This window comes from Corynebacterium nasorum (genome assembly GCF_022345765.1).
GTDB classification, from domain to species: domain Bacteria; phylum Actinomycetota; class Actinomycetes; order Mycobacteriales; family Mycobacteriaceae; genus Corynebacterium; species Corynebacterium kefirresidentii.
Genome location: NZ_JAKRDR010000002.1, coordinates 56,748 through 72,482 on the forward strand (window position 1 = coordinate 56,748; position 15,735 = coordinate 72,482).

A 15,735-nucleotide genomic window follows, 5' to 3' on the forward strand; every position below is an offset into this window, starting at 1 on the left:
AAAGAATCACCGGTTGTCAGGGGTCTAAAAGGAGTGTAGGGGCTACTGGTAGATTCATTCAGGTGACTCACCACTCCGCAGCAGATGACGCCCGCGTCACCGACCTTGCCCTTCGGGCCGGTCGCGGTGACCGTGCGGCGCTGACGGAGTTTATTAGGGCTACCCAGGATGATGTGTGGCGTTTGCTAGCGCATTTAGGCGGGCCGGAAGGCGCCGACGATCTCACCCAAGAGACCTATCTGCGCGTGATCAGCGCCCTGCCACGCTTTGCGGCCCGGTCCTCGGCACGCACGTGGTTGCTGTCTTTAGCCCGGCGGGTGTGGGTGGATAATATTCGCCACGATATGGCCCGGCCGCGCAAATCTGCCACCGAATACGAAGACGCCATGGGTGCGGCACCAGAAGAGTCCACGGCATGGAGTGAATGGATAGATGCCCGCGCGCTTATCGACGCCCTCCCGGCCGACCGCCGCGAAGCCCTCATTCTCACCCAGGTGCTGGGCTACACGTACGAGGAGGCGGCCAAGATTGCTGGCGTGCGGGTAGGTACTATCCGCTCCCGCGTCGCGCGCGCCCGCAAGGATCTGATCGCAGGGACAGGTTAATACCCCCATACCGGCCCCTTGAGGCGGCGAGATAATTTCACCTGCAAATTGTTACGTTCTGGTTACCTTGCACCCCAAGAGCCCCAGTTTTTGGCATTTAGCTGCAGATTGAGCACCAGACGCTGGGTGAAGGAGGCCACAATTAGGGCGATTCTTGCCCGAAGTATTTGTCCAATGTGTGGTTTATTAGATCTGTACACACGTGATAAATCGACCGTCGATCCGGGCCCGCGCGATCCCAATGCCGGGCCCGGCGCGTGTGAGTAAGAGAGTTTCTCCCTTTCATGTTAAAACGCGCAATCGGAATTTCCATGGCGTTTATCGGCGTCGTCGTGGGCGCAGGCTTTGCCTCCGGCCAGGAGGCCATGCAGTTCTTCGTAGCCTTTGGCGAGTGGGGTCTGTGGGGCATCGCCCTAGCCGCTGGCCTGATGATGATCACCGGCGTGTCCATCCTGCAGCTCGGCTCGTATTTCCAGGCAGAGGAGCATACCGCTGTCTACGACAAGGTCGCATCGCCGTTTACCGCCAAGATTTTGGACTGGTCAACACTAGTTACTCTGTTTTCCATCGGCTTCGTCATGTTTGCTGGCGGCGGCTCTAATATCAATCAGCAGTTCCCCTCCGTTCCGGTATGGGTGGGCGCCACCGCGATGCTGATTCTGGTACTGCTCGTCGGCCTGATGGATGTTGACCGCGTGACCGCGGTCATCGGTACCATCACCCCGTTCATCATTATCTTCGTGGTGATTGCCACCGGCTACACCATTCTCAACGCAGATGTTGATTTTTCTTCCCTCAATGACTGGGCAGTAGCTAACGTCGATACCTCGCTACCTAACTGGTGGCTGTCTGCGTTGAACTACACCGGCCTGAACGTTATGACGGCTGTGTCCATGTCCATCGTCATTGGCGGTAACTTCCTGGATAACCGCGCAGTCGGCATCGGCGGCCTCATTGGTGGCCTGCTCTACCTGATCCTTTTAGCCCTGCTGGTCTTCGCCCTCTTCTTCGAGGCCGAGACCGTCAACGGCGAGGATATGCCGGTGCTGGCCCTCATCACGAGCATCCACCCGGTATTCGGCGTGTTCATGACCTTCATCATCTACGGCATGGTCTTCAATACGGCTATCGGTATGTTCTACGCCTTGGGCAAGCGCTTGACCCGCAATAATCCCAAGCGCTTCTACCCTGTCTACGCTGTTTGCTGCATCATCGGCTTCGTCCTGTCCTTCGTGGGCTTCCAGACGCTGGTCAGCAATGTTTACCCAATTCTGGGTTACCTGGGTCTGTTGATGATCGTGGTGATGGTCTTCAACCGCATCAAGAACGGCAGCAAGCTCTCGGATGAGTCCGACCGCCGCATGCGCGCACACGAGCTGGTTTCCCGCCGCTTGGATCCACGCAAGCGCTTCACCAAGAAAAATGAGCGCGAGCTGCGCAAGCTGGCTGCGGCTTCCAATATGGAAACCACCGAGTTCGTCACCAATATCGCAGAAGAGATCCACGAAGAGCTCGAAAACGATGACGACCTTGACTACGACCGTGAAGATCCGGAGCCATCCGTGACCTACGTGCAGCACACCAAGCCGGAGGTTCCGTCCTCCGATAGCGACCTTGACTTTGGCAAGAAGGATGCTGCCGCTGATAGCGGCAAGGCTACGGGCACCGCCAAGCCAGTCTCTGAGGACTAGCCTTCTCGCCCACGTCAATCAAGATAAAAGCTCGGCGCCCTCCTTATCCCGTAACGAGGAAGGAGGGCGCCGAGCTTTTTGTGTAACCTGCGACGAAGCGGAACCTGCTTAAACGAGTAGCTCCGCGATCTGGATGGTGTTGAGCGCGGCCCCCTTGCGCAGATTATCGCCGGCGACAACGAGCACGAGGCCCTTGTTATCGTCCACCGTCTGGTCCTGACGGATGCGGCCTACCAAGGATTCGTCGATGCCGGTGGCAGCGAGCGGGGTGGGGACGTCGGCAAGCTTAACGCCCGGGGCACCGCTCAAAAGCTCGGTGGCCTGCTCGGGGGTGATTGCCTTGTCGAACTCGGCGTGGATGGTCAGGGTGTGGCCGGTAAAGACCGGGATGCGCACGCAGGTACCTGCAACCTTCAGCTCCGGAATGTCTAGGATCTTGCGGGATTCGTTGCGCAGCTTTTGCTCCTCATCGGTCTCTAGGGAGCCATCATCCACGAGGTTGCCGGCCATCGGCAGCGCGTTATAGGCAATGGGCGCCACATAAGGGCCAAAGTCCTCGTCATTGAGTGCAGAGCCATCGTGGACCAAACCCACATTGTGCTCGCCAACCGAATAGACCTGCGCGGCCAGCGCCTGCACGCCGGCCAGGCCGGAGCCGGAGACCGCCTGGTAAGAGGACACATGCAACTTGTTCAGGCCCGCGGCATCGTGCAAGACCTTCAGCACCGGCATAGCGGCCATGGTGGTGCAATTCGGGTTCGCGATGATGCCCTTAGGGGTGTTCTTGGCTTCCTGTGGGTTGACCTCGGAGACGATGAGGGGAACCTCTGGATCCTTGCGGTAGGCCGAAGAGTTATCCACCACGGTCGCACCGGCCGCGGCGAACACTGGAGCCCATTGCTTGGAGGTAGAACCACCGGCAGAGAACAAGGCGATATCAACGTCGGCGACGGATTGCTCGGTAACCTCGGCGAGGTCCTCAACGGTAATCTGCTCGCCGCGGAATTCCAGCTCGGTGCCGGCGGAGCGGGAAGAGGCGAAAAAGCGCACCTTATCGGCCGGGAAATTGCGTTCTTCCAAGATGGAGCGCATAACGCGGCCGACCTGGCCGGTAGCGCCTACTACTGCAACAGTGGTCATGACTATAAATCCTCTGTAGTTGCTGTGGGTGTTTAACGTCCGGTTCCAGCATAAACCGTGGCTTCTTCTTCGCCACCAAGCTGGAATTTCTCGTGCAGCGCACGAGCGGCCTTTTCCAGGTCAGCCTCGCGGGTGAGCACGGAGATGCGGATTTCAGAAGTGGAGATGAGCTCCATATTGACGTTGACGTCGCGCAGGGCCTCGGTGAACTCTGCGGTAACGCCCGGGTGGGATTTCATGCCGGCGCCGACGAGGGAGACTTTCCCCACTTGGTCGTCATACAGCACATTGGCCCAGCCTCCTTCAGATTTCAGCTTGCTCAGCAGCTCCATGGCACGCGGGCCGTCGGCACGCGGGCAGGTGAAGGTGATATCGGTGGTGCCGTCCTCCAGGGAGGAGACATTTTGCAAGACCATATCGATATTGATCTCTGCATCGGCAATGACGCGAAAGACCTTCGCAGCCTCCCCCGGGCGATCCGGGATGCCCAGGACGGTGACCTTTGCCTCGGACTTATCGGTTGCTACACCAGTTAGTACTGCTTCTTCCACGGGGATATCCTCCATCGATCCGGTAACTAGGGTGCCGGGGTCATTTGAATAAGACGAGCGAACTCGCAAGGGTACATTGAATGCGCGGGCGTACTCCACGCTGCGCAGGACCAAAATCTTGGAACCTACCGCGGCCATCTCCAACATCTCCTCAAAGGAGAGCTTGTCTAGCTTCTGCGCGTCTGGGACGATGCGCGGGTCTGCGGTGTAGACGCCATCAACATCGGAGTAAATCTCACACACGTCCGCGTTTAGCGCGGCAGCAAGTGCCACCGCGGTGGTGTCGGAGCCACCGCGACCCAAGGTGGTGACATCGCGCGATTCCTTATTAACGCCCTGGAAGCCGGCGACGATACAAATCTTGCCTTCGTCCAAAGCCTCGGTCAGGCGGCCCGGGGTGACGTCCACGATGCGGGCATTGCCGTGGCGCTCGGTGGTGAGCACTCCGGCTTGGGAGCCGGTAAAGGACTGGGCGTGGGCACCAAGCGATTCCACTGCCATGGCCACCAGAGCATTAGAGATTCGCTCGCCGGCGGTGAGCAACATATCCATCTCTCGCTGCGGCGGGACAGGATTGACCTGGGCGGCAAGGTCGAGCAGCTCATCGGTGGTATCGCCCATGGCGGAACACACCACGACAACGTCGTTGCCCTGCTTCTTGGTGGCCACGATGCGCTCCGCAACGGCGCGGATGCGGTCTGCGGATTCGAGGGATGAGCCGCCATACTTTTGCACGATCAGGGCCACGGTAAGGATGCCGCCTTTCGTCGTTCAAGGCATCCCTGGCGTGTGTGTACACGCCCGGAAATACCTGTCGTTCATTAGTCAAAGACCCATGTTACCCCGCAGGGTCTTTGCCCTCATCATAATTCCTAGACAATGCTTAATTTTTATTCACACGCCCCCAATGTTAAGCGCACCACACGCTCGCTTCCTCAGCGCAGAAAAACGCGCGCCATGCAGGGAAGAATATGCATATAGCAGGATTTTTTACTACCGTTGAGCGGGTGTTAAGCAACCTCCTCGCCATCTTTTTCGCGCTCGCATCCGCGCTGACGGTTGCTTGGGGCACGGTCATCCGCCACCGCATTGCCCTCGACGCCGATGATTCGGTCATGCGCGCCGCCATGTCCAACCCCTTGTGGTGGGTGGGCACCGCGGCCGCCATTGGCGCCTATGGCCTGCAGGTCATCGCCCTCGGTTTTGGTACCTTGCTGGTGGTCCAGCCCATCTTGGTGCTGTCCTTAATGTTTACCCTGCCGCTTTCGGCGTGGTATTCCGGCCGCAAAATGCCTTTCCACGAGGTCTTTTGGTCTATTGCATTGACCATCGCGGTGGGCATCATGGTCGTCTACGGCCGTCCGGTCGCAGGAAACCCCCGCCCGGAATGGAGCGATTGGTGGCCGGCGCTCCTCGTGGGGTTGGTCACCCTCGCAATCTTGGGCGCGGCAGCCACGAAGCTGCCAGAGCAGCGGCCTTTAGCCTTGGGCACGGCCTGCGGCGTCATCTACGGCTTCGTCGCCCTGCTATCAAAGGCCGTGGTGGACATTTTCACCCACGAAGGCCTTGCCACGCTACTGGCAAGCTGGCAGTTCTACGGCCTCATCGGTCTCGCGCTCACCGGCACCGTGGTCCAGCAATATTCCTTTAATGCCGGCCCCCTAGCCCATTCCCTGCCGGCCATGACCATCTTTGAACCCATCGTGGCCTTCGGCTTGGGCTACATGGTGCTGGGAGAGAAATTCCTCATCGATACGGCCGTCGGTTGGGCAATTATGCTCATCGCCCTTACCGTTATGGTGCTCTCCACCATCGTGCTCTCCCGCAGCCCGGTAAGCCAGCGCGGCTAAATGGCCCACTCAAATACGCCGAGCATATAGGCCGAAAACCACGCCCCGAACAGGGCCCAGGCGCCAACCGCCACGCTTGCCGACGTCCCCTTTTTCACCCACGGCAACAACACAATCACCGCCGGCAGGAGCAGCCGGGGCCGCGAGTGCATAATGCCATCAGAAAGCAGCACGTTCGCCATCAGCACCGCAGAGAATAGCCAGGCCGCTAACGGCAGGCGGCGCCATGCCAACACAAGGAAAACCGGGGCAGCGATCATCACGCCGGCGCTGAGCAGATATCCACCGTTAGTAGCCCCGCTAAGCGTCTCCCAAAGCCAGATAACCGTGGCTTTGCCGCCATCAAAGCTGGAGTTCCAATGTTCTTTCTGGATCCCAAAATAACCGCCAACTTCTTTGAGATGGCTGCTCGACCACCACAAATACCCCACCAGCGGCACGACCGAAAACACCACCGCGGCCCAGGCCCGCCAGTTCTTTCGCGCCCGCAGCAGCACCATGAATGCAAAGACCGCAACGAGATCCACCGCGGTAAGACGCACGAGTCCGGCTACAAAAATTAGTGCCGCGGCAGCCCACCATCGCTCATCTACGAGCGCCACCACCGCCCATATGGCCAGGGCCCCAAAAAGTGCCTCGGTATACGGCATGGAAAACACGATGGACATCGGCGCACAGGTCACCATCACAGCACTGAGCACCTGGGCCCACTTCCCCATGCCCATGCGCGCAGCCAAGGCCATCACACCGGCAGCCAGCGCGATGCTAAAGAGCACATTGAGCGCAATGGCCGTGCCCGCTTCGTCGGTACCAAAGATGCTGCTTAACCCACGCACGAGGAAGGGGAATCCCGGGAAGAAGGCCATGGTCGTCTCATGGACCGGCCCATCCGTAGAAATATCCGCACCAAAGTACCCGCCGCGGGCGATTTCTACGTAGTGCTTAGCGTCCCACTTATTGAGCAGCCCCCACAGCTTATCGTCCTGCGCGGCGGCCACCGCTGCGAGTACGCCTACGCGCAATGCGGCTCCAATGAGTGCAACGAGTGCGGCAGGCGCCCACAAGGAACGCAATATGGATGATGTTTGGGGCTTGGCATGGCGGGGATTAGACACGAAAGGCATGGTACCCCACCACCACCGCGTCTCATTGAATGAAATCTCTTGCCGCACAGTGAGAAAGCCTGTAGTGTGACCGATATGACACAGCGGAATGACCTACTCCTTATCTGCCGCGGCGGGATTTCGGCCTAAGCACTGGCCAGCGCCCCGTCGCGGAGTCCGGCTACCCAAGCCCAGCTGGCCGTCTTTCCCCATAGACACCAGAAAAGGAAACCGCACCCCATGTCCCCCACCGACTCTTTTATCAGCGCCCCGCGCGACATCACCACCCCCACCGGCCCACGCCGCGAAGGACAACCCGCGTGGAATAAGCAGCGCGGCTCCGCCATGCCCCACGAACGCTATCAACCCTTCGCCGTCGAGGTAGAAGACATCGACCTGCCGGACCGCACATGGCCCAGCCAGAAAATCACCCACGCTCCCCAGTGGTGTGCGGTGGATCTGCGCGATGGCAATCAAGCGCTGATTGATCCCATGAGCCCAGAGCGCAAGCACCGCATGTTCGACCTGCTGGTCAAGATGGGCTACAAAGAAATCGAGGTGGGCTTCCCCTCTGCCTCCCAAACCGATTTCAACTTTGTCCGCGAAATCATCGAGGGCAATAAAATTCCCGATGACGTCACCATTCAGGTCCTGGTACAGGCCCGCGATCACCTGATCCGCCGCACCTTTGAAGCTTGCGAGGGCGCCAAGAACGTCATCGTGCACTTTTATAACTCCACCTCGAAGCTGCAGCGCCGCGTAGTCTTCCGCAAAGACAAACCTGCCATTAAGAAGCTGGCCACCGATGCTGCCACACTCATTAAGTCCATCGCCGCCGACTACCCAGATACCACTTGGCGCTGGGAATACTCCCCCGAATCCTTCACCGGTACCGAGCTGGACTTCGCCCGCGAGGTCTGCGATGAGGTGGTAGACATCATGGATCCGTCCCCAGAGAATCCAATGATCATCAACCTGCCATCCACCGTGGAGATGATTTCGCCCAATATCTACGCCGATTCCATCGAATGGATGCACCGCAATCTTGCCCGCCGCGAGGACGTCGTGCTCTCACTGCACCCGCATAATGACCGCGGCGAGGGAATCGCCGCCGCCGAACTTGGCTTTATGGCGGGCGCGGACCGCATCGAAGGCTGCCTTTTTGGCAACGGCGAGCGCACCGGCAACGTAGATCTCGTCACTTTGGGCCTGAATATGCTCACCCAGGGTGTGGACCCGCAGATTGATTTTTCCGATCTGCCGCAGATTCGCGAAACCGTTGAATACTGCAACCAGCTGCGCGTGCCGGAGCGCCACCCCTATGGCGGCGAATTGGTCTTTACTGCGTTCTCCGGTTCCCACCAGGACGCAATTAATAAGGGCTTGGACGCGCTGGCAGCCACCATCCGCCCCGGCGCGAATAATACCGAGGTCTCGTGGGAAGAAATGCGCGAGGCCATCTGGGAGGTTCCTTACCTGCCCATCGATCCAAAGGACGTGGGCCGCGACTACCAGGCGGTCATCCGCGTCAACTCCCAGTCTGGCAAGGGCGGCGTTGCCTACATCATGAAGACCGATCACGGCATCAATATGCCTCGCGCCATGCAAGCGGAATTTTCCAGCGTGGTCCAGGAAATCACCGACTCCGAAGGCGGCGAGGTCAATTCCAAAAACATGTGGGATATCTTTGCCACCGAGTTCCTGGACCGCGAGGATCCGCTGACCCTGGAGTCTTTCCATATGGACAATGCCCCAACAGAAGATGGGGATGCATCGGTGACCGCCACCGTGGCTTTCCACGGGGAAAAGTCCACCGTCTCAGGCAGCGGTAACGGACCCATTGCGGCTTATGCCAACGCCCTGGAATCCCTGGGCATCGACTTCGAGGTCATGGAATACTCCCAGCAGTCCCGTTCCGCCGGCGACGACGCCGAGGCCGCCTGTTATATCGCCGCCGACGTCAACCAGAACAAGGTCTGGGGAGCGGGCATCGCCGGGTCCACCACGCGGGCTTCCATCAACGCGATTAACTCCGCCGTCAACCGCGCCCTGGCCTAGGCCTGCTCGCCGGCGCCGCGGCCCGGCGTGGTAGAAGGGTGGGTATGCCTTCTTCTACCTACCTCATACCGCACCGTGGCTTGGGCGCCGTGCAGGCCCTGCCCATCTATGATGCGCAGACGAAGGAAAACCGAGAGTTCACCGTCACCTTGGCACCCCGCCCGGACGGCGGGTTGGAGGTGCGTACCGACTCCACCATCGGGCACATCACCAGCGCCGACCACGCGGAGTATCCCGAAATAGATCTACTACTTCGCGCCGGGCTGACCCCTGCAGCCACCGCCGCGCCGCAGCCCGATGGCTCTCTCTCGCTGCTGCTGCCCCGGCCGGGCCTTTGCCTGCCGGCGAATAATCCGCCAGCGGGCCCGTGGACAATGCTGGGCTATGCCCCACCCATCGACATCGCCGATCTTCCCGCGGATCTGGACATTCCCGCCCACGCCCGCATGCACGTATTGGTTACGCTCTCGCCCAGCACCACCGGTTCCGGCACCGATGCTTATTTGGGCCCGCAGTTTGTGGGGCGGTTGGAAGGGGTGGACGTCGCCAAGCAGGGCATAACCCTGGCCCATGCCTACCATGCGCCGCGCAACACCGGCCGTGTGCTCAGCATCTACGCGGGGGCGCCGCTGCCGGATTCGAAGGAAGCCTCGCTTGCCGACGCCGCCCCTACCTCCCCCGCCGCCACCGAAACCTTCGAAACCACGAGCTTCCGCGCCATAAGCACCGATGACCCCACACCCCGCCGCCGGTGGTGTCCCGCCGTCGTGGCCCTACTAGTGAGTGCAGCGCTCATCGCCGTGCTCATTTTTATTCTGTAAAACTTTCGGGCAGGATAACACCCTTGTTCACCGGCCGGGGAAATTGGAAATGGCCCACGGCAGTGCCTAAAATACAGTGTTACTATTACCCCCTATCGAAAGGCCCCAATGACTTCGCTGGATTCCGCCACCTACGTGGTCCCTGACCACGGTTTTGGCGTGATCCATAATCTGCCCATCGAGGATGTTTCGCCAGAAGTTTTCAGCGAACTGCTCGAGTCCACCGCCGCAGAAGGCGGTTACCTCTCTGCGGAGCTCGGCCCCCGCACCGCCCAGGACGGCTTCGCGGTGTGGATCGGCGATTCTCTCCTTGGCCGTCTCAGCGCCGCCGATTCCCAGGCCTACGCACTCTTTGACTGGGTTCTCAGCGCCGGCCTACGCCCACGCGCCACCGCCCACGTGAGCATGACAGATGCCTCCGGCGAAGAGTGGCCCACGCTCAACCTGCTCCTGCCGGCACCGCACCTGTGCATCCCCGCCAATAACCCGCCGGCGCAGCGCTGGACCATGCTGCCGGGCGAGGCTGCCGCCACATTGACGGAGTTTTCCAAAGACGTCACTGGCTTTCCGCACACCGACGAGCACTACCTCGTCTCCTTGCGCACCCGTGGTTTCCTGCGGCGAAATACCGTTGATGTCTATGTCAATAGCATCTTCTTAGGCTCCCTCCCGCGCGATGCCGCCCGCGAGATTGCCCCCGCCGTGCTCGACTGCACCAAATCCGGCCGCCTCGCCATTGCCCACGGCTACTTCCACTACGACGCCGATGACCGCCCCGCGCTGACCATCTACGCGCACAACGCTGCCAATAGGCACCACGCCGGCCTAGTTCTGGGCGTTGTCGCCGGTGGCGCCGCCGTCATGTCCGCGGCCACCGCAGCCCGCGCACAGGCCGCAACCAGCGTTCCCAGCGGCCCCACTGCCGGAATCTCTGCCGCTGGCACCTCCTCCACAAGTGGTTTTGCCATCACCTCTGCCGCCAATGCCGCCGGCGTTTCTGGGGCCGTGACCTCGAATCTGCTGGCCGCAGCCGGTGTCGCCGTGCTAGTTGGTGGCGGCACCACCGTGGCTACCCACATGCTTAGTGAGGACGAAGCTCTTTCGGACACCCACTCGCATTCCACCGCGCCTGCTCCGAAAAGCAATCATTCCACCGACGATTCTTCCCATTTCGATGGCATTGGTCCCAAGCGCCCCGCGCACCCCGCCACGCCCCGCATCCACGATGCTGGCCCCACCAGCGGTGTCGCCGCGCCATCCCGCGCGGATTCCCCGACCCAGCACCCGCTTGCCGACGCCCCCTCTGAGACACCACCGCAGCACCGCCACGCCCCCGCGCCCCAACCGTCTAAGCAGGCGCGGCCGACGCACACCCCTCAGACTGACCGTGCCACGACCCCTGCCGCCGGCCACCACGGCAAGCACCGTGGTGAGGACCATGGCGAGCACCACCGCCAGGATTCCCAGGCAATTTCCCGCGCCACCTCCGCCGCAGCCGCTGCCGCCGCCGCTGCGGCTAAAAGCGTCGAATCGACCCCGGCTTCGACTCCGGCCGCGGCGCCATCTTCCAGCTCTGAGCCGGCACCGCAGCTAGCGGCGAAGGAACCGACTGCAACCTCCACGTCTTCGTCATCGGCCGAGCCTTCCCAGACAACGCAGACCACGGAGCCCGCGCAAACCACGGCATCTACGGATTCTGCAACTTCGACGTCACCATCGAAGGCCACGACGTCGACGGAGGCTACCGCACCTGCCGAGCCGTCCGACCTACCTACTTCAAATACGCCTACTTCGGAAAAGACTTCGGCTGAAACGACCACAACTGAAGACGGCGCCACCACCTCGACGGATAAGCAGACGCCACTGCCCGCACCAGAGTCCTCAGAGCCAACGCCTGCGGAGCCGACTGCGCCTACAACGACATCTTCGTTATTGACCTCGGAGCCCCAGGCTGAGCCGGCACCGGATACCACCGTGCCAAGCACCACTATCCCAGGTTCCGAACTCGAGCCAACGCCAGAGCCGGAAACTACTGTCCCAACGACGACCATCCCTGGCTCGGAAATCGTGCCCACCCCGGAGCCAGAACCAGAGGTCGAACCGGAACTGCCCACGGCAGACCGTGGCGCGCCGGACGGCTCGGATGACCCCCTCGTACCGCTCGAACCAGAAGAACCGACAGAGCCGAAAGAGCCGGAAGAGCCGAAAGAGCCGGCTGAACCGCAGCAGCCAGAGACACCGAGGCACCCTGAAGAACCTGAGGAACAAACAACCCCGCCGAAGGTCATTGTCGTCGTTGTAGAAGATTAAGCGGCGCGCCCTGTCCCCCTGCATGAAATGCGGGATACTACACTGAGTTTAATGAACAACACACCTGGCCCCTCCCCGCAGCACCCGTCGGCGTCGGCCCCAGCGCCGTCGCCCGCGACGGTAGCTTCGCGTCACGCGGCCAGGTCCACAGCGCCCAAACCAGGCATGGAACAGCGCCGCACTAAGCCCCGCCGTGCGGTCCGTGTCTCCGGGGAGCCAGACGCCCCGAAACCCAAGCCGAAACCGAAACCGCACCCACCGGCTCAGCAACAGCCGCAGCAGGCCGACTCGTCCAATGAGGAAGCGGACTTTCCCTATGTGGCGCTGACCATCCAGACCACCGGCATCCATCCCAGCACCGGGCGCATCGTTACTATCGACGCCATTACGTTCAACGACGCCAGCGAGCAGGGCCAGCAATTCCACGCCGTCCTCAAGCCCGATATCGATGCCGGGCCGCGCCACCTCCACGGGCTGAGCACCACCGATATTGAGCAGGCGCCAGCTTTTGGCAAGATCCTCAAATCGCTGGACAAGCTTATTGACGGCCGCACACTCATCGTCCACGACCTCCCCTATACCTGGGGTTTTCTCGTCGCCGAGGCCCGCCGTGCCATGATGGCCGCCGCCCGCCAAAATCGCGCGCGCAACCGCGGCCGCAACAAGGGCCGCCGGCGCCGCCAGAAGGTCGGACACGTACCCACCCCCGTCCGCATCATCGATACTTTGGGCACCTCCTATGCGCAGCAGGTGCGGTCGAATGATGTGCGCTTAGGGGGTGTCGCTAAGCAGAGCGGCTTGGACGCTTCGCCACAGGCCTCGGTGGAGCGCGCCAAGCGGCCCGAACCCGAGACTTCGCGCGAACAAACCGAACTGCTCATCGCGCTCTACCGCAAGCAACGAGGTGGCACGGTGCGCAGCTATGCGCCCGAGGACGTGCGCGCCGACCGCTTCGGCCTGCAACGCTCCCACGTGCGAGTCGACGCTGCCGAAGCCCCCGCCCAACACCACAACCCCGGCAAATACGAGCCGGGCAAGGAACTGCGCCGCGGCATGGAAATCGTGGTCGCTCCGGAAATCCTCGAGGACCCGGACACCATCATCGCCGCGCTCATGCGTGAGGAGCTCAATTATTCCGAAAAGCTCACCCGCGAATCCTCGCTGGTCGTGTGCAACGTGACCACTGACCTGGTGGGAAAACCCATGCACGCCCACCGCAAGGGCATTCCGCTGATGTCCGATACCGCGTTTCTTGACGCCCTCACCCGCATCGAAGACGCCGTGCCGGAACCCGAATCCGGCAAACCCACGCCCCGGCCCCAACGCTCATCCCACAACAACAAAAAAGGCGGCGCTAAGAACCAAAAGCGCCGCCGTCGCCGGGGCGGCCGCGGTGGTCGCGGCAGGGGCCGACGAAATTCTGGCGGCTCGGCGGGGAAAAAGAACGACTAAGCCGCCCGCGCGACTACCCTAGGGGACATGAGTTTTAGAGTCCCGGGTGCGCTGAGGAAGTTGCGCACCACCACCGCCACTACCGCCGCGAAGCTGGCCACCACCGCTTCCCGCGCCACCGGCCGTGGCGCCGGCGGAATGATCGGTGGTCTAATCGCCAATGCCATTGACCCTTCCATCATGACCAACCTGGGCGGTGGGCGCCCGGCCGTGCTAGTGACCGGCACCAACGGCAAGTCCACCACCACCCGCATGCTAGCCGCTGCAGTCCGCGCCGAGCACACCGTAGCCACCAACGACGGCGGTGACAACATGGATGCCGGCATCATCTCCGCACTCATGGCCGGCAAGGACGCCTCCCACCTGGTACTCGAGGTGGACGAGCTCCACGTGCCCCACGTAGCCGATAACCTGAACCCGCAGGCGCTAGTTCTGCTCAACCTCACCCGCGACCAGCTCGACCGCGTGGGCGAGATTAATAAGATCGAGCGGGCTCTGCGCGGCGCTGTGGAAGCCCACCCGGACATGCTCGTCATCGCCAACTGCGATGACGTTCTGATGACCTCCGTGGCCTATGACGCCAAGAATGTCATCTGGGTTTCGGCCGGCGCCGGCTGGCTCGGCGATTCCGTTACCTGCCCGCGCACCGGCGGGCACGTCGTGCGCACCGAGGATGACTGGTACGCCGTCAAGCCGCTTGCCGACGGCCGCGAATTCCGCCGGCCGCAGCCAACGTGGGGCGTCGATAAGCATGGCATTATCACCCCCACCGCTAAACGCCCCCTGAACCTGGCGCTGCCTGGCCGTGCTAACCGGGGCAACGCGGCCCAAGCCATCGCTGCCGCCGTCGCAGGCTTCGGCGTGGACCTCGACAAAGCCATTGCGGCCGCCGAAAGCATCGATGATGTGGCCGGTCGCTACTCCACCATTCACTGGCGCGGCCGCGAGATTCGCTTGCTGCTGGCCAAGAACCCGGCCGGCTGGCAAGAAGCGCTGTCCATGGTGGACCGCAGCGCCGATGGCTTGATCATCGCCACCAACGGCCAGGTGGCCGATGGCATTGACATGTCCTGGCTGTGGGACGTGAAATTCGAAGGCTTCAATGGCCTCAGCGTGAAGGCCGCCGGCGAGCGCGGCACCGACCTGGCGGTGCGCCTGGTCTACGCCGATATCTCCCACGAGCTCATCCCGGATCCGCTCGATGCGCTCGCCGCCTGCCCGGAGGGTCGCATCGAGGTCCTCGCCAACTACACCGCCTTCCGCGATTTGAAGAAGGCGCTTTCCAAGGAGGCCACCAATGCTTAATATCGGCCTAGTGCTTCCCGACGTCCTCGGTACCTACGGCGACGACGGCAACGCCCTCGTCCTGCGCCAGCGCGCCCGCATGCGCGGCTTCGAAGCGGAGATTCACCCGATCCGCTTGGGCGAGCCCGTGCCCGAGATGCTGGATATCTACACCCTCGGCGGCGGCGAAGATACCGCGCAGATTCTGGCCGCGGACCACCTGATTTCCGATGGTGGCCTGAGCCGCGCCGCCAACGCCGGCCGCCCGGTCTTTGCCATTTGTGCTGGCCTGCAGGTCCTGGGTGAGTCCTTCCGCGCCTCCGGTCGCATCATCGACGGCGTCGGCCTGCTCGATGCCACCACGGCCGGCATGCAGGACCGTGCCATCGGCGAGGTGGCTTCCGAACCCACCCGCGCTGGCGTTACCGCGGACCTCACAGAGCCGCTCACGGGCTTTGAAAACCACTTGGGCGCTACCATCCTTGGCCCCTCCGCGCAGCCCCTCGGCACGCTCACCCGTGGCAATGGCAATGCAGACCAGGCCGCCACCGCCGACCTTGCCGATGGCTCCACCCAGCGCACCTACGAAGGCGCCGTCCAAGGCAGCGTCATCGCCACCTATATGCACGGCCCGGCGCTGGCCCGAAACCCGCAGCTGGCCGATCTCCTCCTCGCCCAAGCGATGGGCGTGACCCTCGCGGATCTTGAGCCGCTTGAAATTCCGGCCGTTGACCGCCTGCGCGTCGAACGTTTCAACGCCTCCGAGCCCCCGCGCTCCCAAAGATAGGCCCATAACTGTGGATAACTGCGCCCGACGGCCCTGAAACCCCGAGTTATCCACAGGCCCGGCCGCTGCCCCTTGTAGCCGCG

General features: G+C 62.0%; 12 protein-coding genes. 9 read left to right on the forward strand and 3 right to left on the reverse strand.

What is annotated here, in order from left to right:
* Positions 1-62: 62 nt before the first annotated feature.
* Positions 63-605, forward strand: a complete 543-nt coding sequence (locus MHK04_RS02155) for an RNA polymerase sigma factor (RefSeq protein ID WP_200288363.1) — start codon at positions 63-65, stop codon at positions 603-605.
* Positions 606-889: 284 nt separating this feature from the next.
* Positions 890-2,296 carry a YkvI family membrane protein gene (locus MHK04_RS02160; protein WP_200288364.1) on the forward strand — a complete coding sequence of 469 codons (1,407 nt, stop codon included), beginning with the start codon at positions 890-892 and terminating at the stop codon, positions 2,294-2,296.
* A gap of 108 nt (positions 2,297-2,404) precedes the next feature.
* Here the strand turns inward: MHK04_RS02160 and MHK04_RS02165 are convergent, their stop codons facing one another.
* Positions 2,405-3,436 carry an aspartate-semialdehyde dehydrogenase gene (locus tag MHK04_RS02165; RefSeq protein WP_086588696.1) on the reverse strand — a complete coding sequence of 344 codons (1,032 nt, stop codon included), beginning with the start codon at positions 3,434-3,436 and terminating at the stop codon, positions 2,405-2,407.
* 32 nt (positions 3,437-3,468) lie between these two features.
* Entirely contained in the window at positions 3,469-4,734 is a 1,266-nt protein-coding gene (locus MHK04_RS02170) for an aspartate kinase (RefSeq protein WP_200288366.1), read from the reverse strand.
* 224 nt (positions 4,735-4,958) lie between these two features.
* Here MHK04_RS02170 and MHK04_RS02175 point away from each other — a divergent pair, with 224 nt between their 5' ends.
* Positions 4,959-5,837: a DMT family transporter gene (locus tag MHK04_RS02175; RefSeq protein WP_239207839.1), complete on the forward strand. Its 879-nt coding sequence runs from the start codon at positions 4,959-4,961 to the stop codon at positions 5,835-5,837.
* Here MHK04_RS02175 and MHK04_RS02180 read toward each other — a convergent pair.
* A complete protein-coding gene (locus tag MHK04_RS02180; RefSeq protein WP_239204849.1) occupies positions 5,834-6,961 on the reverse strand; it encodes a mannosyltransferase family protein in 1,128 nt (375 codons plus the stop codon). The two genes, MHK04_RS02175 and MHK04_RS02180, sit on opposite strands and share 4 nt — an antisense overlap.
* A gap of 219 nt (positions 6,962-7,180) precedes the next feature.
* Here MHK04_RS02180 and leuA point away from each other — a divergent pair, with 219 nt between their 5' ends.
* From leuA to MHK04_RS02210, 6 genes are all read left to right on the forward strand, one after another.
* A complete protein-coding gene (gene leuA / locus MHK04_RS02185) occupies positions 7,181-8,998 on the forward strand; it encodes a 2-isopropylmalate synthase (protein WP_239207838.1) in 1,818 nt (605 codons plus the stop codon).
* Between the two features lie 44 nt (positions 8,999-9,042).
* The gene (locus MHK04_RS02190; RefSeq protein WP_239207837.1) at positions 9,043-9,819 is read left to right on the forward strand and encodes a hypothetical protein; all 777 of its coding nucleotides are present in this window, start codon (positions 9,043-9,045) and stop codon (positions 9,817-9,819) included.
* A gap of 108 nt (positions 9,820-9,927) precedes the next feature.
* Positions 9,928-12,129: a hypothetical protein gene (locus MHK04_RS02195; protein ID WP_239207836.1), complete on the forward strand. Its 2,202-nt coding sequence runs from the start codon at positions 9,928-9,930 to the stop codon at positions 12,127-12,129.
* A 51-nt stretch (positions 12,130-12,180) separates the two neighbouring features.
* Positions 12,181-13,581: an exonuclease domain-containing protein gene (locus tag MHK04_RS02200; RefSeq protein ID WP_239207835.1), complete on the forward strand. Its 1,401-nt coding sequence runs from the start codon at positions 12,181-12,183 to the stop codon at positions 13,579-13,581.
* Between the two features lie 27 nt (positions 13,582-13,608).
* Entirely contained in the window at positions 13,609-14,886 is a 1,278-nt protein-coding gene (locus MHK04_RS02205) for a Mur ligase family protein (RefSeq protein WP_239207834.1), read from the forward strand.
* A complete protein-coding gene (locus tag MHK04_RS02210; RefSeq protein WP_239207833.1) occupies positions 14,879-15,652 on the forward strand; it encodes a type 1 glutamine amidotransferase in 774 nt (257 codons plus the stop codon). The genes MHK04_RS02205 and MHK04_RS02210 overlap by 8 nt, the downstream gene beginning before the upstream one ends.
* Positions 15,653-15,735: the final 83 nt, after the last annotated feature.